Raw genomic sequence first — 19,868 nt, 5'->3', positions numbered from 1 at the left:
GTGTTTCCTCTCCTTTTAGGAGAGGGTTAGGGAGAGGTGCTTTTAATTTTTGTCATTATAAATTCTGCCCTCACCCTAGCCTTCTCCCAGAGGGAGAAGGGGCTTCTATTATTAATTTATTTTCAGTTCAAAGCATACATTCCATAAATGTTCTAAAACCACATCCGTCCGCCCCAACACATCATGATTCCAATACCGCACAACAGTTAACCCCAAAGCCTCTAAAAACTTAGTACGTTCAGCATCGTATTCAATTGCATCATCTATTGCATGCTGACTACCATCCAACTCAATCACCAAACCAAGCTCATGACAGTAAAAATCCACGATATAAGGTTTGATCACATGCTGACGACGAAATTTAAGATTCATAAATCGCTTGGCACGTAGGAGTTGCCACATCAGGTGTTCTGCATCAGTGGCGGTGTGGCGCATAGATTTGGCGAATTCTAATAATTGGGGATCTATTTTCATTGTTATTTTCCCTGTCCCTTGTACCCTCAGTATAATTCTCAGGGTGCTCATCACTTGCGCTTTTTTTTGAACGCAATGATTCTATTTAAATTAAAGCATCCCATGCCTTAAAAACATCTCCAAGCCACTCACCTTTTTGATATACATCAACCGTTCTTTTTCCACTTTAATCTGCTGTTTGATGGCTGAAGTATCTTCATCAATCTGCTTATACAAGTCAGCAATCTGAACCTTGCCTTTCGCCTTTTTTACTGCAATTCTGGTTTTCGATGACCAAACTAACCTATTGATCAATGTATCAATTTGACCTTGTAATGTCTGACTTTGCGCATCTAACGCCAGTTGATAAAGCTTGATTTGTTCTGCAGTTAAACTCTTTTGTGAAGGATCTCGGTCTTGTTCAATCTGAAGCTGCATTTTCAATAAAGCAAATAAATCCTGCTTTTCATAAGCCTGATTGGCATGTTGCAACAACTCTGTCTTTTTTATTTTCTTGACATCATTCGCTTCACGGTCAGGATGAATGGCCGCCGCAATTTTTAAATACACGGTTTTCAATGACTGCTCTGCCATCGCTGCTGCCTGCGCCTGTTTTTCCTGCTGGCGTTTTAATCTGGCTTGCTCACGTACTTGTTGAAAATGTTCACTATCCCATTCTTCAAATACATCTGTGTCGGCCTGATCTATACCATTTTGATCTTCGGAAAACCCTTCTGATGCATTGGTCTTTTTCTGATTTTTTCTGTGTTGGACATGTTCATTGAGCTGCTGATAGTAACTATCAATTTCATTGACCTTATGCGCTTCCTGCACCGACATTGCCTGTGAATCTTTTAAGTAAGCCGCCAGGGATTGAATTTTTTCATCCAGTACGACGATCTCGGCCTTGGAAAATTCTGCCTCATGCAGATGCTGCCACAATTGTTCAAGCTGCTCGAACAAAACGCCATGCAATTCATGATAGACCGGTATGAAATTTTGCTGTGTATATTGTCGAATCTCTTCTTCAGCCTGCTGCCACTGTGCCAGCTCAAGCTTCTGCTGTTCAATTCTATCAATCAGGCGATCCAGCTTTTTCTGCTGTGTCGAAAGCGCTGTGAATGGCTGAATCATGGTTTTTAAATTGAAAGACATGATATTCAAAATAAGCAGGACAGATTATTAAGTTTAACGGTTTTATGAGACAGGTGTATGCCAGTTATCGACACAAATATACACCTTATGCAAATAAATTTTGTTTAATATCAAACAATATAACAATAACTTAATTTGTGACTGTGCTGAAAGGAGATTCAGATGGCAACTCAGGCAGATTTAATCTTTAATCAGGAACTCGCTGCATGGGTTCAAGCGCTAGGATCTGTGTTTGCAATTTTTGTCGCCATTAGTGTGCCCTTATATTTAAATCATTTGGCACAAAATCGTGATAATGCCTTACAAGACATGCAAAAACAAAAATTCTTTGTCACGATGCTGCCGACACTTTATCGTATTCGCCGTTATAGTGCTGACTTCATTGAACAAATGCAGTTACATCAGCAAAGTACTCAAAATATCTTACATACGCTAGAAACCGAATATCTGGAATTGATTCCGGTCTTTTCTAAAGAACTGCATATATTTGTACATAGTCAAATTTATGACCCAAACCTGAATCAATTGGCATTTGCACTGTTTCATTCCGAGGAAATTCTGCAACAACATTTATTACAGCCTAAAAACCAGAAACAGCTCAAGCATCAAGCTTTACTGAATAAACATAGCCAGTATATTCATGATGCGAGCCATCAGTTAATTAAACAGATTGAAAAGAGCCATCACCTACAACCTTAAATTGCCTTTTCAGGCCATCAATGTGTAGGCGAATGGCGCAAACAAAATGATTATTCCACAATGACACGACCATTTAATGGCTGTACCGGACGGTTATTCGGATGCCCCATTAATTTGGAAAATTCAGCAATCTGTTTGGCTGAAGCCTGTTGGATCTCTTTTAAAATGAGCCAGCGCACACCCTCTGAACAAGGTGGGGTGGTCAGCGAGCCACTAAAGCGATAATAATCCAGATTTTTAGGCAGCAACTGATTGACAGGCTGTGGTGTCTTTAACACGACTTTTTCACCCTGCTTTTTCGGCAAACGTTTCCACATCTGTTTTAGCATCTGGCTGTCCTGCCCCTGCTCAAACATCATGCCAACCACTGCCAGCTCACCATCAGCATTGGCATGGACAAAATGAATCTCTAAAGGATAACTTTTACCTTGAATCAGGTTCTCACTCGGACTATGCAAATGGAACTGTTTCAGTTCAAAACGCTCCCCATCCAGCTCCAGCTCACCACCTTCGGCAAAGTCCACCTGAATGGTATGACCTTTATTTTCAATGGCGTGAATCATGTTGTTATAACTAAATTTCAGCGGTTCCAATTGTGCTTTTACCGTCCGCTCAATATTGATTGGTGACTGGTTCAGACCATTACAGGCCGAATATTTCTGGCTCAAAGTCGACCATTGCTCAGGCTGAGTATAATCCCAATCCGCATCTGCCCAGACCGCTGTACTTAAACCCATAACCGTTAAAAGCGTGAATATTTTTTTCACAATATTGTCCCTCTTAGAACCGTCATCAAGAATTTTTCATTTAGAAAACAATTTTTTAGCTTTATCACTGACTATTTTTCAGGGCACAAACTACAGATTTTTACTCAATTTGGGTAATTCATTTACAAATTTCCAAACACTTAAGTCTATGAAAAGATATAGTATTTATAAATTATTATTTAAATTTCAATAAGATAATCATTTTAGTGTCCTAAACCAACTTGGAATAAAGTGTGAGCTGAATCACAATTAAAGTGATGAATATTTATGCAATATTTACATGAAACTTCTAGCTACTTCATAAATAAATCTGATTATAAATTCGCTCTATTTTTCAATAATATATTTTATATTCAAAAGCTTACATAAAAACAGCAGTAAATAAACCTGCCACATTGCTAGACTCAGCTCAACGCGTTATAGGAACAGCTTAATGGATTGGGTCTCGATCTTTATTCATGATACGACTTGGAGCTTTGCATCAGAGATTTTGCTGCGTTGTATAGTCATGTATATCATGATTATACTGTTTTTACGGCTGACCGGAAAACGTGGTGTACGACAGCTTTCCATCTTTGAAGTCGCGATCATTCTGTCCTTGGGCTCAATTGCCGGCGACCCGATGTTTACTGAAGATATTCCCCTGATTCAGGCAGTTCTGGTCATGTCGGTGATTATCTTGATGTATCGCCTGACCACCTGGCTGATGATGAAATATCAATGGTTTGAAGACCTACTGGAAGGCAAACCAATTTATATCGTAGAAAATGGTGTACTGGTCATCGAAGAGATTAAAAAAGGCAAAATGTCACATGATGAATTCTTTGCCGAAATGCGCCAGCAAGGTGTTGAACATCTCGGTCAGGTACGTACCGGATTACTGGAAACCGATGGTAAATTCAGTGTGTTATATTTTAGCGATGATCAGGTGAAATACGGCCTGCCGCTATTTCCTAAAACCTGCTCAATCGTCGAACAAGTGAAAGCAGAGCGTTTATATGCCTGTATTTACTGTGGTCAGGTTCAAAACCTGGTCAAAGCGACACAACAATGCCCTCGCTGCGACTCCTCGCAATGGGCTGCAGCGATGAACTGTACACGTATCACTTAAATTAAACCTGATTCAGACGTTGTAAATGTGTGAAAATTTCAGGTAACTGCTGAATTTTATATTGTATTTCTTCGGCATCAGGATGAAAACCCTGCATCCACAAGGCATGCATGCCGGCACTCTTGGCTCCCTGTACATCATTCACCGGATGATCGCCAATATATAAACAATGTTCAGGCAGGACATCCAGACGCGCTGCTGCAATCTGGAAAATTTCCGGTTGGGGTTTACTGAAGCCGGCTAATCCCGAACTGATGATTTCATCAAAATAACCGGCAATCCCCAAACCCCGAATGGTATTTAAACGGGTGCCGTGTCCACCATTGGAAACAATCGCCAGTTGATAGCCTTGGGATTTCAACTGTTCTAGTACCTGTTTGGCATCCGGCATTTCTACAGCGCAACGACCAAACTGGCTGAACCAGAACTGTGCCAGCTCTTCTATACTGGGAGGATTTAACCAGGATAGCTCCTGTAATAAGGCATAAGCCGCCGAAGCACCTATACTGCCATGCGTCAACAATTCCTTTTTCGGATAACCGCCATTATCGATGCGCCGTACAATCTCGATAATTTTGTCAGGCTCGACCTGTGCCAATGCTGGCGCATAATATTCTGCCAGATAACGGCTATAGGCCTGTGCAGTCAGATCACGATGGGTCAAGGTATTGTCGAGGTCAAATAAAACAGCTTGAATGTTCACATGCAAATCCAAACATAAAATTAAGCTTATGTTAGCAAGTTTCACACAATACACCTCTATTCATCAGGACTAAGCTTGGTATAAAAGGGATAAACTGTAGCAGCAAGAATTTGCTTGAATATTCATTATTTTTGTCGAATATTTATATAAAAAAATCCCACCAAGTGGTGGGATTTTTTATTAAGCGTTATATCATCAATTAGAAGCTATATTTGCTCATTAAACCAATACGATTATCTTTGAATTTATCATTATTAAAGTCTTTACGCTCACCGTTGACATACTCAACACCAAACTCAAGTGGTTTAACAGGTGAATACACCAAGTTTAACCACGCTTGTTGTACCTCTTTGTTTGCAGTAGCATTGACATTGAGGTCTGCATAGTCTGAATCTTTATCAGCAAACAATGCACCATAACCTATTGATGTTTTTAAGTTAGGTAAGATGCTGTAGGTTAAGCCCGTTTGTACCGCCCAAATTTCATTTTGCTCAATATTACGGTCATTTTCATCATTTACGAATGCACTGTTGGCATTGGTACCATACAAAATACCGTTCACACCTTTGGTATAGCTGACATCTAGCGTCGCTTTTAAAGGATCAAGTACTTGATACGTTGTACCTGCAGCTAGACCCCAACCTGCTTTACGCTTGTTAATGTCTTCATCTTTATAAACTTCAACTAAAGCACGCGCAGACGCATTACCTTTTTTGTCATCAAAGTTGTGTGCCAATTTAGCGGTCAATGTTGGTACGCTTGATTTGATGTCTTCAGCACTTGAGTTTGGTTTTTCTGCCGCTAAGAACAATTGTGTTGCCGGTGTCAAATCAAAACCATAACGAACCATTGGTAGACGGGTAGTCCCCCCACCGACGTTGGTGCTGAAGTCAATCATAAACGGTGCATGATTTGACAAGAAGGTAGATTGTGTTTGACCAATCAACCAATTTTCATAGGTTAAATATGCTTGACGTATACGGAATGAATCGTTACTACCTGCAAAATCACTTTCAAGTTTACCGCCAATCTCTGCACCTTCAACATTGGTTTTAAAATCTAAACCTATTCGTGTTGTTTTTGCTGTTGCCACAAATTTATCTCTGGTTTGTTGAGCATTGGGTTGATTCGCCTTACCGTTGCCAACGTTAGCAACATCAGAGAAGTCACCTGACGAACCTTCAATGATATAGTTCGCATCACCACGAACGAAACCATATAGCTTCACTTCAGTATCTGATTTTGTACTTAGGGCTTTCGGTGCAGCTGCTGATTGTTGTGGGGTTGCTTTGACTTGTTCTATTTGCACTGCTTGAGTTTGCTGAACTTGTTGCTGCTGTAATACTAATGCTTTTAATGCTTCAATTTCTTGGCGCAGCTGCTTAATTTCTTTTTGCTCTTGTGTTTCAGCATGTGCAACAGTCCCCATCATCAATGTTGTTACTGCTACTGCTAATCCTTTAGCTAAAAACTTTCCTGTTAAAACTTGACTCATTAAATTCTCCATAGTGAACACATGTTCATTGGCATTGGAAGTTCGGTGATTTCAACTGAAACCTACACCGTGTGGAATATCTATAATTATGAAATAGCTTGGTTATGATCTCGAAAGACGACTCACGCAATATATGTCGAGTTAAAAGCCCACGTATCATGTCATGTATTTGACTGGACTTACACTTTTAACCCTAGCTACACAACAAGCTACTTGAAAACATCAAGAATTTAACAACTTTCAAATCAGTTTGAAATCATTTTTATCTCATACTTTTATCTATAATATGTATTAACCACACTTTTAAAATAGATTGCTTTTTTTTCAGTCAGCTTTAATTCATATTTCATGATGACTGTGATTGCTGATCGACTCTCCCCCAAAATACGATAGGCAATAGAAGCACTATGCTGATATAAACAATATAGGTTAGATATTTTGCATAGCCTAAATAATCCCCCAATATCCCACTCAACATATATAAGCCACCACTTACCGTCGCCATAATTGAGACTTGAAAAGTAAAATCAGTCCCGGCCAGACGCTTACGGCTGTATTGCATAATGAGCGTCAGCATTACCACCAAGAGCATTGCCGAAACCAGATCTTCTGCTGCATTAATAGTATAAATCAGCCAGTTTTCGACTTTAAGCTGGGCTTCATATTGTGCTGCCAGCCAGGCATAGGCCATTAAGCTCAGTATTTTGAGAATCGAAAAAGACATCAAACAAGAGCGACGCGAAAAAAACTTCAGGCAATAACCTGCCAAACCGGCCCCGATCAAGGCGGCACCTGCACCCAGCATGGTCACATATACGCCGATCTGGCTGAAACTCAGACCGAGATCGACCATTAAAGGCTTCAGCAAAGGGCCAGACAGCCCATCCGCGACTTTAAATGTCAGCAAGACCAGCAACCAGCAACGCAAGCCTGGATGTGTATAAAAATACTGAAAATAGGCTTTGATTTTTATTTTACTGGAAGCGGTAATTTGCTCAGATGCGATCGAGCGATGCTGTGGCTCTTTAAATTTTAAAACAGGCAGTGTGTTTATAAAAACCAGTGCAGCCAAAAGCAAAAAAGTGCTTTGCCACTGCAACAGATCTAAAAACAGTAAAATCGCACCACCACCGACAATGAAACCCAAACGTGATCCAATCACCTGAAAGGTATTGCCCCAGTGCTGCTGTTCATTTTTCAGAATATTGACTGCCAGTGCATCGGTGGCAATATCCTGTGTCGCCCCCACCCCATTCATAAATAATAACGCAATAAAAAAGGCCAATAGATAAACCGGCTGATCTAAAGCCTGAATGGGCAAAAAGGACAAGGCGATCAGCACTGCCACCGAGAGCAATTGCAGCGGAATAATCCAGCTTCGATAATGCCCTGTGGCTTGAGAGCCATAACGATCGACCAATGGCGCCCAAAACACCTTGATTGACCAAGGCAGCATGAGCAGGCCAAAACCACCGATCTGTGCCAGCGACACTCCTTCTGCCCGTAAGATCACCGGCAAAGCATGGGTCATAAATCCGACTGGCAATCCTTGCGCCCAATACAGGGAAAACAACACAATGTAAGTATTCCGCATATTCGGCATGCTGGGTCCTTAATAGGCAAAAGAAGCAGAAATCATTCAACAAGCTGGACATTTTGCCAATGAAAAAACCAAAGTAAAAGCCTAATATCATTAAAAATAAAGAAAAATATGTGTCAGGAAGAGACTTTAAGCATGACCAAAAAGCACTTTCCAGAATTACCTCCCTTGGTGCCCAGTCGAGGCAATCGACTCAGCCGTTATTTTTTTAAACGGATCTTTTTAGTGCAGGGCTGGCAGCTTGAAGGTGAGTTTCCCAATTTACCAAAAGCCGTTGCGATTATTTCTCCACATACGTCCAATATTGATGCCTGGCATGGTTTTATTGCACTCTTAGCTATCGGGTTAAAGGTCACTATTTTTGGTAAAAACAGCTTGTTCCATACCCCATTAAAGCCCTTACTTGAATGGATTGGGGTGATTCCGGTGGTTCGGGATAGTCCACAAGGTCATACTCAGCAGATCGTGGAAATCATCAAGCGAAAACCCCAGATTTGGGTCGGTATGGCACCCGAAGGTTCACGTAAAGCGCCAGAAAAAATCCGCAGTGGTTTTTATCATATTGCCGATCAGGCCGGCCTGCCTATTGTCATGCTGGCTTTTGATTATGATATTAAAACCATTCATATTCTGGGTGTCTATCAGCCGACGGGCGATTATGAACATGATCTGGTGCAGATTTATGCACATTATCAAGGCAAGATTTCGGCAAAAAATCCGGACTGGATTGCCCGGCCTTTACAAAAGCTGTTGAAAAAAGACTAGGCAAAATCCTGTTTTTTTGCTCTGATAGCCTATATTTTGATGATTTAGTGATCATTTCCTACAATGAAATTAGCGTCTTATGCTCTGATTGGCTGTCTTGGCCTCAGTCTGGCTGCATGTGATAAAGCCAGTAAAACCACACCGACTCCTACACCACTTCAGGCCCGCGAACCCGTGATTGCAATTGCACTTGGCGGCGGCGGTGCGAAAGGCTTCGCCCATATTGGCGTGATTAAGGTACTGGAGTCACACGGCATTAAACCGAAAATTGTCACAGGCACAAGTGCCGGCAGTTTTGTCGGCAGTCTATATGCCAGCGGCAAATCACCGTATCAGTTGCAGCAAATTGCCTTGAACTTTAAGGAATCGGACATCCGTGATTTAACCTTAAATCGACAAGGGATTATTGCCGGACAAAAATTGCAGAATTTCGTCAATAAAAATGTGGCGAACAAACCGATTGAACAATTCCCAATTCGTTTTGCTGCAGTTGCCACTCGCCTGGACAATGGGCGTAAAGCTGACTTTATTAAAGGCAATGCCGGACAGGCGGTTCGTGCTTCCTGTAGTATTCCGAATGTATTTGTGCCTGCCGTGATTGGCGGCATCAAATATGTCGATGGCGGTCTGATTAGCCCAATTCCGGTCAAGACCGCCAAAGATATGGGAGCAGACATTGTCATTGCCGTGGATATTTCTGCCCGTCCGGATGGTAATAAAGCCTTGAATATGTGGGGCGTACTGGATCAGACCCTAAATATTATGGGACAGCAAAGCATTAATGAAGAGTTGAGTCAGGCCACTGTGGTGATTCAGCCCAAAGTCGGCCATATCGGTACTTTGGACCTGAAAGCCAGCAATGCCACCATTCTGGAAGGTGAAAAGGCGGCTCAGCTGAAAATCCGTACTATTGAAAAAGCTATTAGCAACTTTAAGCAGTCGCCAGCGGCATTTAAACCGCCCCGTCAGGCAAAATTTTGATGCATGAATTTTTTATATTCATCTGCTGCCGCATCTGCTACATTGAAGATCAATCATATAAAGATGATGATTAATTAAATACTTAGCGATATAGGTCACGATATGGAATTAGTTCTTGAACCTTGGCACTGGTTTGTATTAGGCATCCTTCTGATTCTGTCGGAATTACTGCTGCCCGCATTTGCTGCCCTGTGGTTCGGGATCGGTGCCATCATGGTTGGCGTCCTGTACTGGATGTTCCCGATGATGGGACTGACGACCCAGCTCCTGACCTGGATCGTTCTTTCTGTTCTGTGTACGCTGCTCTGGTTCAAGTTTATCAAGCCACTTTCCATTGACAAGACCAAAGCCGGTCTATCGCGTGAAGCGACCATTGGTCAGGTGGGCATGGTGATTCAGACTAATCTGGATCATGGGCAAATCCGGGTGCGCTTTCCGATGCCAGTTTTAGGTTCGGATGAATGGGAATGTCGTACTCTGGATCAGGTTCAGGTCGGTGACCGTGTTCGCGTCGTGGATATTCTGGGGAATGATCTGGTGGTTCAACCCCACAGCACACATTATCAAAATGAAAAAGGTGAATAAGATATGTCTGGTGGAACTATAATTGTTATCGCATTTTTGGCCTTTGTGGCGATTACAATTTTTAAAGGGGTACGTATTGTCCCGCAAGGTTATAAATGGATCGCACAACGCTTGGGCAAATACCATACGACGCTGAATCCGGGTCTGAATTTTGTCATTCCGTATATTGATGAAGTGGCTTATAAAGTCACCACCAAAGATATTGTGCTGGATATTCCTTCACAGGAAGTGATTACCCGTGATAATGCCGTGTTACTCATGAATGCGGTGGCCTATATCAACCTGACCACACCTGAAAAAGCGGTCTACGGCATTGAAAACTATTCTTGGGCAATTCAAAACCTGGTACAAACCTCATTACGTTCGATTGTCGGTGAAATGGATCTGGATGATGCACTATCATCACGTGATCATATTAAAGCACGTTTAAAATCCAGTATTTCCGATGATATCTCGGACTGGGGTATCACGCTTAAAACCGTTGAAATTCAAGACATTAAACCGTCAGTCACCATGCAAACCGCGATGGAAGAACAGGCCGCTGCTGAACGTCAACGTCGTGCAACCGTGACCAAAGCGGATGGTGAAAAACAGGCTGCCATTCTGGAAGCGGATGGTCGTCTGGAAGCATCGCGCCGTGATGCAGAAGCACAGGTGGTTCTGGCTGAATCTTCACAACGTGCGATTGATATGGTGACTTCGGCAATTGGTAGTAATGAGATTCCGGTTGCCTATTTACTCGGTGAGCAATATATCAAGGCCATGCAAGATATGGCCAAATCACCAAATGCCAAAACGGTGGTCTTGCCTGCAGACGTGCTGAACACGATTCGAGGCGTGATGGGTCGTCCGCCTCAGTAAAAATTTTCATTTTCAAATCCATAGGCAGCGTATTCGCTGCCTATTTTTCGTTTAAACACGAAAATCTCAGCAAAGATTTGGAATTTATGCTTAAATTTCGCGTTATTTTTTGAAATCCTTTGGGCTTTGATGCCAGATCTGTGTTTCGCCACAGCATTTATCATCAACATAAGTCCTTATTCGATTACTGTCCAACTCGAAAATGGATACCGTATGAGCTCCCTAAATCCAACGTTAATTACCTTTCTTTTTTATATTGTCGCCATGGTGGTGATCGGCCTGATGGCTTATCGTGCGACCACAAACTTTTCCGATTACATTTTAGGGGGCCGTCGTTTAGGTAGTTTTGTTACTGCACTTTCCGCTGGGGCTTCCGATATGAGTGGCTGGCTGCTAATGGGCCTGCCCGGTGCAATTTATCTTTCCGGTTTGTCGGAAATGTGGATTGCGATTGGCCTGATTATTGGTGCCTGGTTAAACTGGTTGCTGGTGGCTGGCCGCTTGCGGGTACATACGGAAGTTCAGCACAATGCCCTGACCCTTCCAGATTATTTTTCCAATCGTTTTAACGACCAGAAGAAAATTTTACGTATTGTATCGGCTTTTGTGATTCTGATTTTCTTTGCGATTTACTGTGCCTCAGGCATGGTGGCAGGTGCGCGCCTGTTCGAAAGCATGTTTGAAATGTCCTACACGACGGCGCTCTGGATCAGTGCCATTGCCACCATCAGTTATGTATTTATTGGCGGTTTCCTGGCAGTCAGCTGGACCGATACCATTCAGGCCGGCCTGATGATCTTTGCGCTGTTGCTCACGCCAATTGTGACCCTTTTGACCTTCTCTGATATGTCTCAGGTCACTCTGGCGCTTGAAGCAGCACGTCCACAGGCCATGAATCTGGTCGGTGACTTAAGTACGGTGGCCATCCTGTCGCTACTGGCATGGGGCTTGGGTTATTTTGGTCAGCCACATATTCTGGTGCGCTTTATGGCGGCAGATTCAGTCAAGTCAATTCCAAATGCACGCCGTATTGGTATGACCTGGATGATCCTGTGCTTAGCTGGTGCCGTGGCTGCCGGTTTCTTTGGCATTGCCTATTTCCAGCAACATCCGGAACTGGCCAGTGTGGTGAATGCCAATCCTGAAACTGTATTTATGGAATTGACCAAAATTCTGTTCAACCCATGGATTGCCGGTATTGTCCTGGCTGCGATTTTGGCTGCGGTAATGAGTACTTTAAGCTGTCAGCTTCTGGTCTGCTCAAGTACGCTGACAGAGGATTTTTATAAATCCTTCCTGCGCAAAAATGCATCTCAAAAAGAACTGGTTTGGGTTGGCCGTTTTATGGTGCTGCTGATTGCCCTGCTGGCAATCTGGATGGCGGGTAATCCTGAATCGAAAGTGCTGGGTCTGGTCGCTTATGCCTGGGCCGGTTTTGGTGCTGCATTTGGCCCGCTGATCATTCTGTCCCTGTTCTGGAAACGCATGACTTTGAATGGTGCCTTGGCAGGTATGATTATGGGTGCAGTGATGGTGATTTTATGGAAAAACCTGTTCGCAGCAACAGGTGTCTATGAAATTATCCCGGGCTTTATCTGCTCATTCATTGCCATCATTGTAGTGAGCTTGATGGGTAAAGTACCTACGGCTGAAATTACCGATCGTTTTGAACAGGCTGAACGTCTGTATAACGAAACCAAGTAAAAATTAACGATCAAAAAAAGCGGACTTTAAGTCCGCTTTTTTAATACCTGAACAATTACTCAAAATAAAAACAATGAACAGATTCAAGCCATTTTAATTTTTACGCTGGAGTAAAAACTGAGTGATAGAGATCAGCTCTGCCGCCTGATCATCAAAATGAGCAAGTGCGGCTAAGGCCTGATCATGCAATTGCTGTGCATAGGCTTTGGCCTGTTCCAGCCCCATCAAGGCAGGATATGTCGATTTTTCTACCTGCTCATCCTTGCCAGCTGTTTTACCCAACACTTCGGTATCAGAAATAATATCCAGAATATCGTCCTGCACCTGGAAGGCCAGACCAATCGCCTGTCCAAACTCACGCAGCTTTGGAATCGCCAGATCTGTACCTTCAAAGATTGTGACCGCCGCCATCATGATCGCAGCACTCATCAAGGCACCGGTTTTATTACGATGAATGGTTTCTAATACGTCCTGATCAATTTTTTTGCCTTCGGACTGCAAATCCAACACCTGACCATTGACCATTTTCGAAGAGGCTGTGGCCAGAATCTGCATTTGTTTTAGCACAATCGAAGCATCTACCGCAGGACCTTGATCAAACAGACGACTGCCTAAAATTTCAAAGGCCATCGACTGTAGAATATCACCTGCCAAAAGCGCGGTATCTTCACCATAAGCCACATGACAGGTCGGCTGACCACGGCGCAGCAAATCATTGTCCATACACGGCAGATCATCATGTGCCAGTGAATAACAATGGATAAATTCAATCGCAACCGCCGCACGGCGTACCGCCGCGGTATTCTGATTCGGTTTTAGTGCTGCTGTGGCATAGCATAATGCTGGACGAACACGCTTCCCTCCCAGCATCACGGCATGATGCACCGCCGACTTTAAAGGTTCAGGAATGGCAAAGGCATCTAGGGCTGTCAGTAAATCTTGTTGAATACGATGTTGTGCTTGAGTCAATGCATGGATTGATACGTCAGTAATAGATGACACATTTGCCTCGAATACATAGTCCGGAAGGATGAAAATAACAAGTTTGAGCCACTTGTCCTGATAAGCACTATTGTACCTACAATCGCCTTGAATTTTCAGCTTTATCTGTGGATTGATTTAAAGCAGCAATAGATATCAAAATATGTTCCTCCACTAAAAAACCACTGCCGCGACAGCGCTACTGTCCCAGAGTTGAAGTGCTTGGATTTATCAAGTGCCTGTGGCAGAGATGCCACACATTGCCCATCACCACAGGACGTCGTGTATGGGCAATAAGAGACCTTTGCCTACCTTGGGTCTTTCCAAAGTAGGATTTCACCTGCACAAATCCATTTAAACTTTTAAAGGAAAGATGAGGCTGGACAATATCTACCTCTAAATATAAACAAGTTTAGATATTTAAACGTATTCTCTGATAGCTTTTATTACTTCCTACCATGCCAACGATAGCTGAGTCAAAATTTTGGCCAGTAATGGTCACAACAGTAATTTTCTCAGGCTAAATAATGGGTCGGCAAATCAAACTAGAGCAAAACATCTTCAGGAACGCGTACCCAACCTTCCATCAACACACGTGCACTGCGACTCATGATGGCTTTTTTCACTTTCCACTCTCCATTTTCCTGACTTGCTTGTGCGCCTACTCTTAAAGTCCCCGAAGGATGGCCAAAACGCACGGCTTCACGCTCTACACCGCCTGCCACCCGATTCACCAGAGTCCCCGGAATGGCTGCCGCCGTACCAATTGCCACCGCAGCTGTGCCCATCATGGCATGATGCAGTTTCCCCATAGACAAGGCACGAACCAGAATATCGGCATCTGCTTCGGCAACCACCTTGCCACTTGATGAGGTATAAGTTTTGGATGGCGCTACAAAAGCGATTTTTGGGGTGTGCTGACGGTTAGCTGCTTCGCTAATGTCCTGAATCAATCCCATCTGCTTCGCAGCATAAGCACGAATGGTTTCAAACTTTGCCAGCGCTGCCGCATCATTATTCATATGATCCTGAAGCTCGGTGCCGTTATAACCCAAATCTCCCGCATTCAAAAACACGGTGGGAATGCCGGCATTAATCATGGTGACTTCAAAACTGCCAATATTGGGAACTTCCAGCGTATCGACCAGATTACCTGTCGGAAACATCGAACCGCCTTCGCCATCATCATCGGCAGGATCTAAAAACTCGATCTGTACTTCGGCTGCCGGAAAAGTCACACCATCCAGTTCAAAATCGCCCAACTCCTGAACTTGACCATTTCGCATTGGTACATGCGCAATAATGGTTTTTTGAATATTGGCCTGCCAGATGCGGACTGTACACAGCCCATTTTCCGGAATACGTGATCTATCAATCAGATCATTAGAAATGGCAAAAGCTCCCACTGCTGCGGTGAGATTACCGCAATTACCACTCCAGTCCACAAAAGGACGGTCAATTGCCACCTGACCAAATAAATAATCAACATCATGATCGGCCTGCTGGCTTTTTGACAGAATCACGGTCTTGCTGGTACTTGAACTGGCGCCGCCCATACCATCGATCTGTTTAGCATAAGGATCTGGGCTACCAATCACGCGCAGCAGAAGCTGATCACGAATCCGGCCGGCCTGTTGTGCTTCTGCGGGCAAATCATCCAGCTTAAAAAAAACGCCTTTACTGGTGCCTCCACGCATATAGGTTGCAGGAATCTTGATTTGGGCTGCAAAACTCATGAATTGTTTCATCCTTTGGCTTGTCTTTGTTTTGGTAAAAGTTATGGAATACTTATGAGAAGAGTATAATCGCTTTAAAGCCAAGGAAGTTCAGTGCTCCGACCTAAGTATAAAAAATCAGCATTCGTATCAGAGCAAAAAAACAGGAAACTCATCAGTTACAATGTCAATAAAATTAATATATTGATTCAGTTATCTTTTATTTAATTTATTTTTATAATTTTTTATTATAAATCTGATAATAATATTTCATTCAAAGTCTTGCACTAGGTTTCTGAACTTTGTTCCATTACAATCTTTATACTTATTTTTTCCATTGTCGGGCTGAACACTTTGAATAACGAGTCTTCACAACTTCAGCGTGGCTTAAAGAACCGTCATATTCAGTTGATCGCCATGGGCGGTGCAATTGGCACAGGCTTATTCTTAGGTTCCGCACAGGTGATCCAATCTGCGGGTCCTTCTATTATTTTGGGCTATGCCATTGGTGGCTTGATTGCATTTTTAATCATGCGTCAATTGGGTGAGATGATTGTTCATGAACCTGTCGCAGGTTCATTCAGCCATTTTGCTTATAAATACTGGGGCAAGTTCCCCGGTTTCCTTGCGGGCTGGAACTACTGGATTTTATATATCCTGGTGGCCATGACCGAACTTACTGCCGTTGCGAAATATATTAACTATTGGTGGCCTTTTATTCCAGCTTGGGCATCGGTACTGTTTTTCTTTATCGTGATTACCCTGGTCAACCTCGGCAATGTGAAATTCTACGGTGAATCAGAATTTTGGCTTTCAATCATTAAAGTGACTGCAGTTATCTCGATGATTGTCTTCGGTTTATATCTGATCTTGACTGCAGATGCTTCCTCGACTGCGTCTTTCAGTAATTTATGGACTGCAGGTGGTTTCTTCCCGAATGGCTTTGAAGGTCTGTTCTTCATGCTGGCCTTCCTGATGTTTGCCTTCGGTGGGATTGAACTGATCGGTATGGCAGCAGCAGAAGCTGAAAATCCAGAGAAGACCATTCCGAAAGCGATTAATCAGGTGGTGTTCCGTATCCTGATTTTCTATGTGGGTGCATTGACGATTTTGTTATCACTGGTGCCCTGGAATCAGCTTGAGCTAGGTGGTCTGGATAAAAGTCCATTTGTAATGATTTTCAGTCAACTGGGCATTGGCTGGGCAGCACACTTACTGAACTTTATTATTTTAACGGCTGCACTGTCTGTCTATAACAGCGGTATGTATGCCAATAGCCGCATGCTCTATGGTCTGGCTCAGCAAGGAAATGCACCTAAAGTCTTCATGCAAGTGAATAAACAAGGTACTCCGATTGCTGCGGTATTGTTTTCTGCCGCGCTGATTTTCGGCTGTGTATTACTTAACTACTTTGTTCCTGAAGATGCATTAAGCCACTTGATTTATATTGTGGTCGGTGCGTTAGTGTTGAACTGGGCGATGATTACGCTGACCCATCTGAAATTTATTCAGAGTATGAAAAAGCTCGGACAGAAAACATCGTTCCCTGCGCTGTGGTCACCTGCAAGCAACATCTTGGTACTGGGCTTTATTGCAACTATTCTTTACATTATGTGGACACAAGGATTCCAGGAATCGGTCTATATGATTCCTGTCTGGATTGTGATCATGTTAGGCCTGTTTAAGTTGCTTAAACCGAAAAATAGCTAATCACGTTATTTAAATGAGATTTGAAAAAGTTATTGCTCCAGCAATAACTTTTTTTTTGCTTTATTTTGCAGTACATTAACCGTTCTTTGCGCCCTTAGCTTAACTGGATAGAGCAGTTGCCTCCTAAGTGACCGGCGTGGGTTCGAGTCCTGCAGGGCGCACCAAATCAATAGCTGAACATACAAAAATATAGTCTGAAAGCCTTTAAACACAAGGTTTTATAATAAAAACATAGCAGAACATAACAAAATAAATAAGGATATAGTTGCAAGCTATAAGGATATATACGAGGATATATTGAATTCTATCCATTTTTATATCCTTATTCCTATTATGGCCAAACACATAACACCGCTTTCAGATTCCAAATGCACCAGCGCCAAGCCACAAGATAAAGATTATTCTTTATATGACGGGCATGGTCTGATCCTATTTGTTCGAAAGAGTGGTACGAAGGTATGGCGATATAAATATAAAAAAGCCAATGGCAAAGATGGGTTAATGACTCTAGGTAACTTCCCTGCATTAAGCCTAAAATCTGCAAGGGATAAACGCCGTACTTATGAACAACTGCAGGCGGAAGGTATGGATCCTATCGAATATGAAGAAATCCAAAAGTATAAAAAGGACAATTCTTTTAGTTTTGAAGCCATAGCCCGCGACTGGCATAAGGAATATAGCAATACAGGCAGATGGATACCTGATACCGCAAACAAGGCATTAAGAAACTTAGAGGACTATGTATTCCCCTTGATCGGGGACAAGTCTATTGATGAAGTGAAGCCGAGAGATTTAGTTATGGTTTTGCGGTCAATTGAGGAAAAAGGATTTGCTGAGGTACTAAAAAAAACAAGACAGAGATTTAGCTCCATTTTTGCTTATGCAATCTCAAGAGGTTTGTTAGAAGAAAACCCGTCCTATTTTTTAAAGGACGTATTTGTTAAGACCAACAAGGCGAAGCACTACCCGCAATTGCCACTTGAGCGATTACCTGAGTTACTGCAAAGATTGAGTAATGATACCGGCTACCCATTAACGCGATTGTGTGCGGGGTTCACATTGCACACCTTTGCACGCTCTAGTGAAATACGTTTTGCTCGCTGGTCCGAGTTCGACCTTATAAAAGGGATATGGACTATTCCACCAGAGAGAGAATTGATTGAGGGCCAAAAGTTTTCTAATCGTGGTGCAAAAATGAAAACAGAACACCTGATACCCCTATCCCCTCAAGTCATTTCCATTCTTAACGAGATTCATGTCTATAGTCACATGACTAAAAATGTCTTTCCAAAGAACGGCGACCCTCAAGGTTTTATCAGTGAAACTACAATCAATAATACTTTGCGCCGTTTAGGATATGACACTGATAACGAGATATGCGGGCATGGCTTTAGGGGTATGGCTTGTTCTGCCCTGGTGCAAAGCACTCTATTTCAAACGGAAGCAGTAGAGAAGCAAATGAGTCACCAAGAACGTGACCAGGTACGTTTGGCATATACGCACCAAGCAGAATATTTAGAAGAACGGAAAGCTATGCTGAATTGGTGGAGTGACTACTTAGAGGCGAATCAACATAGGTATATAAGCCCTTATGACTTCACTCAGCAACTTCTAAACAATGATGTCATCAATTTTAAATATGCAAAACTGGCTAAATAACTGGTTTTAACAGTTTGCTAAGTCTAGCCTGACGGGGCGAAAAGTCGGACACCCAATCCGATTGACTTAGCATCATTTTGGGGTGCTGTGGGAGGCACGAGACATGATAAGTTGGTCAACTACCACTATAGAAGAAGCATTAACCTTAGAAGGAAAACATTACGATTTCTTTAGAAGAATATTTGATAGGGTTTGCACTCTTTGTGCTAGACAAGTTAAAGATGGCGAAATAACCAAACGTGCATTTGAAAATACCTTAAAGCTGGAAAATATGCCCAACGCTGACGGCTTTATAAGAGATTTTATGGAGAATATTGAGCATGGTTCACCAAACGATGAGCCTGCAGAAGTCTTAGTTTATTATTATTCCCTGAAAACTTTGGATGCTGCTTTTAAATATTGCTATCAAGCAGAAACCAAAGGTATTAATACTATTAATAAAATGATTTTTGGTGATGATGAGCACAATTATCTTGTCGATGTGATTGATTATTTATCCGATGAACCGTACCGGGTTTGTCGGAGACTTTTTTATTTAAGTTAGGCCACCTGACCTAACGGGTTAATCTTATCATAGTACATTGCTTCAAACTCAAAAGGCGATACATAACCCAGTGCACTGTGTACACGCTTTTTATTGAACCAATCTACCCAGTTTAGTGTCGCAAGTTGTACATCTGCTAAACCTTGCCAATCTGCTTTTAAATATTCAATCACCTCTGTTTTGTATAAGCCATTCACCGTTTCAGCCAGAGCATTATCGTATGAATCACCAGTTGTACCGACTGATGCTCGTAAATTTGCAGCTTCTAAACGATTGGTATAGCGAATAGAAAGATATTGAACACCTCTATCGGAATGATGAATCACATTCTTTGGCATGCCTCGATCGTGCAATGCTTGCTCAAGTGCATCGAGCACCAT

Annotated in this window: 19 protein-coding genes and 1 tRNA gene; 11 read left to right on the top strand and 9 right to left on the bottom strand. The window is 42.6% G+C overall.

Going from position 1 to position 19,868, the window contains the following annotated elements:
- Positions 1 to 111 precede the first annotated feature (111 nt).
- Positions 112 to 474, bottom strand: coding sequence for an endonuclease domain-containing protein (locus FTT75_RS13350; protein ID WP_100357274.1), 363 nt, complete (start codon positions 472 to 474; stop codon positions 112 to 114).
- A 90-nt stretch (positions 475 to 564) separates the two neighbouring features.
- A complete protein-coding gene (locus FTT75_RS13345; protein WP_180186638.1) occupies positions 565 to 1,608 on the bottom strand; it encodes a molecular chaperone DnaJ in 1,044 nt (347 codons plus the stop codon).
- Positions 1,609 to 1,770: 162 nt separating this feature from the next.
- Between FTT75_RS13345 and FTT75_RS13340 the strand changes: the two genes are divergently transcribed.
- Positions 1,771 to 2,307 (top strand): hypothetical protein, encoded by a 537-nt coding sequence (locus tag FTT75_RS13340; protein WP_180186637.1) that lies wholly within the window; start codon positions 1,771 to 1,773, stop codon positions 2,305 to 2,307.
- Positions 2,308 to 2,357: 50 nt separating this feature from the next.
- Here FTT75_RS13340 and FTT75_RS13335 read toward each other — a convergent pair whose 3' ends face one another.
- Positions 2,358 to 3,044, bottom strand: a complete 687-nt coding sequence (locus FTT75_RS13335; RefSeq protein WP_180097295.1) for a carbonic anhydrase — start codon at positions 3,042 to 3,044, stop codon at positions 2,358 to 2,360.
- Between the two features lie 463 nt (positions 3,045 to 3,507).
- On the opposite strand from FTT75_RS13335, the gene FTT75_RS13330 reads away from it, so the two are divergent.
- The gene (locus tag FTT75_RS13330; protein ID WP_180186636.1) at positions 3,508 to 4,185 is read left to right on the top strand and encodes a DUF421 domain-containing protein; all 678 of its coding nucleotides are present in this window, start codon (positions 3,508 to 3,510) and stop codon (positions 4,183 to 4,185) included.
- Position 4,186: 1 nt separating this feature from the next.
- Here the strand turns inward: FTT75_RS13330 and FTT75_RS13325 are convergent, their stop codons facing one another.
- The 3 genes from FTT75_RS13325 to FTT75_RS13315 form a co-directional block, all read right to left on the bottom strand.
- Positions 4,187 to 4,888, bottom strand: a complete 702-nt coding sequence (locus FTT75_RS13325; protein WP_180186635.1) for an HAD family hydrolase — start codon at positions 4,886 to 4,888, stop codon at positions 4,187 to 4,189.
- Between the two features lie 199 nt (positions 4,889 to 5,087).
- Positions 5,088 to 6,383, bottom strand: coding sequence for a DcaP family trimeric outer membrane transporter (locus tag FTT75_RS13320; protein ID WP_180186633.1), 1,296 nt, complete (start codon positions 6,381 to 6,383; stop codon positions 5,088 to 5,090).
- 346 nt (positions 6,384 to 6,729) lie between these two features.
- Positions 6,730 to 7,986: an MFS transporter gene (locus tag FTT75_RS13315; protein ID WP_180186631.1), complete on the bottom strand. Its 1,257-nt coding sequence runs from the start codon at positions 7,984 to 7,986 to the stop codon at positions 6,730 to 6,732.
- 132 nt (positions 7,987 to 8,118) lie between these two features.
- Between FTT75_RS13315 and FTT75_RS13310 the strand changes: the two genes are divergently transcribed.
- From FTT75_RS13310 to putP, 5 genes are all read left to right on the top strand, one after another.
- Positions 8,119 to 8,748, top strand: coding sequence for a 1-acyl-sn-glycerol-3-phosphate acyltransferase (locus FTT75_RS13310; protein WP_180097277.1), 630 nt, complete (start codon positions 8,119 to 8,121; stop codon positions 8,746 to 8,748).
- 63 nt (positions 8,749 to 8,811) lie between these two features.
- Positions 8,812 to 9,729, top strand: coding sequence for a patatin-like phospholipase family protein (locus tag FTT75_RS13305; RefSeq protein ID WP_100357283.1), 918 nt, complete (start codon positions 8,812 to 8,814; stop codon positions 9,727 to 9,729).
- Between the two features lie 102 nt (positions 9,730 to 9,831).
- Positions 9,832 to 10,314: an NfeD family protein gene (locus FTT75_RS13300; RefSeq protein ID WP_100355312.1), complete on the top strand. Its 483-nt coding sequence runs from the start codon at positions 9,832 to 9,834 to the stop codon at positions 10,312 to 10,314.
- Between the two features lie 3 nt (positions 10,315 to 10,317).
- Complete coding sequence (locus tag FTT75_RS13295; protein WP_005096199.1) at positions 10,318 to 11,175, top strand: SPFH domain-containing protein; 858 nt, start codon at positions 10,318 to 10,320, stop codon at positions 11,173 to 11,175.
- 213 nt (positions 11,176 to 11,388) lie between these two features.
- A complete protein-coding gene (gene putP / locus FTT75_RS13290) occupies positions 11,389 to 12,879 on the top strand; it encodes a sodium/proline symporter PutP (RefSeq protein ID WP_074383116.1) in 1,491 nt (496 codons plus the stop codon).
- A gap of 93 nt (positions 12,880 to 12,972) precedes the next feature.
- Here the strand turns inward: putP and FTT75_RS13285 are convergent, their stop codons facing one another.
- Together FTT75_RS13285 and prpF are read right to left on the bottom strand one after the other, a co-directional pair.
- Positions 12,973 to 13,881 carry a polyprenyl synthetase family protein gene (locus FTT75_RS13285; RefSeq protein WP_005096193.1) on the bottom strand — a complete coding sequence of 303 codons (909 nt, stop codon included), beginning with the start codon at positions 13,879 to 13,881 and terminating at the stop codon, positions 12,973 to 12,975.
- A 524-nt stretch (positions 13,882 to 14,405) separates the two neighbouring features.
- Positions 14,406 to 15,596: a 2-methylaconitate cis-trans isomerase PrpF gene (gene prpF / locus FTT75_RS13280; RefSeq protein ID WP_180041179.1), complete on the bottom strand. Its 1,191-nt coding sequence runs from the start codon at positions 15,594 to 15,596 to the stop codon at positions 14,406 to 14,408.
- Between the two features lie 333 nt (positions 15,597 to 15,929).
- Here prpF and FTT75_RS13275 point away from each other — a divergent pair, with 333 nt between their 5' ends.
- The 4 genes from FTT75_RS13275 to FTT75_RS13260 all read left to right on the top strand — a co-directional run bounded on the left by FTT75_RS13275 (position 15,930) and on the right by FTT75_RS13260 (position 19,488).
- Positions 15,930 to 17,285, top strand: coding sequence for an amino acid permease (locus FTT75_RS13275; protein WP_180186629.1), 1,356 nt, complete (start codon positions 15,930 to 15,932; stop codon positions 17,283 to 17,285).
- Positions 17,286 to 17,373: 88 nt separating this feature from the next.
- Positions 17,374 to 17,449: transfer RNA gene (locus tag FTT75_RS13270), tRNA-Arg, on the top strand.
- 169 nt (positions 17,450 to 17,618) lie between these two features.
- Positions 17,619 to 18,944, top strand: a complete 1,326-nt coding sequence (locus FTT75_RS13265; RefSeq protein WP_180186643.1) for an integrase arm-type DNA-binding domain-containing protein — start codon at positions 17,619 to 17,621, stop codon at positions 18,942 to 18,944.
- A gap of 103 nt (positions 18,945 to 19,047) precedes the next feature.
- On the top strand, positions 19,048 to 19,488 hold the full coding sequence (locus FTT75_RS13260) for a hypothetical protein (protein ID WP_180186627.1): 441 nt from the start codon (positions 19,048 to 19,050) through the stop codon (positions 19,486 to 19,488).
- Here FTT75_RS13260 and FTT75_RS13255 read toward each other — a convergent pair.
- The coding region (locus FTT75_RS13255; RefSeq protein WP_005177914.1) for an integrase core domain-containing protein at positions 19,485 to 19,868 on the bottom strand (384 nt) is incomplete at its 5' end. The two genes, FTT75_RS13260 and FTT75_RS13255, sit on opposite strands and share 4 nt — an antisense overlap.

The organism is Acinetobacter sp. YH01008, assembly GCF_013420435.1.
Lineage (GTDB): Bacteria > Pseudomonadota > Gammaproteobacteria > Pseudomonadales > Moraxellaceae > Acinetobacter > Acinetobacter pseudolwoffii.
This window is presented reverse-complemented; position numbering and strand designations above follow the sequence as displayed.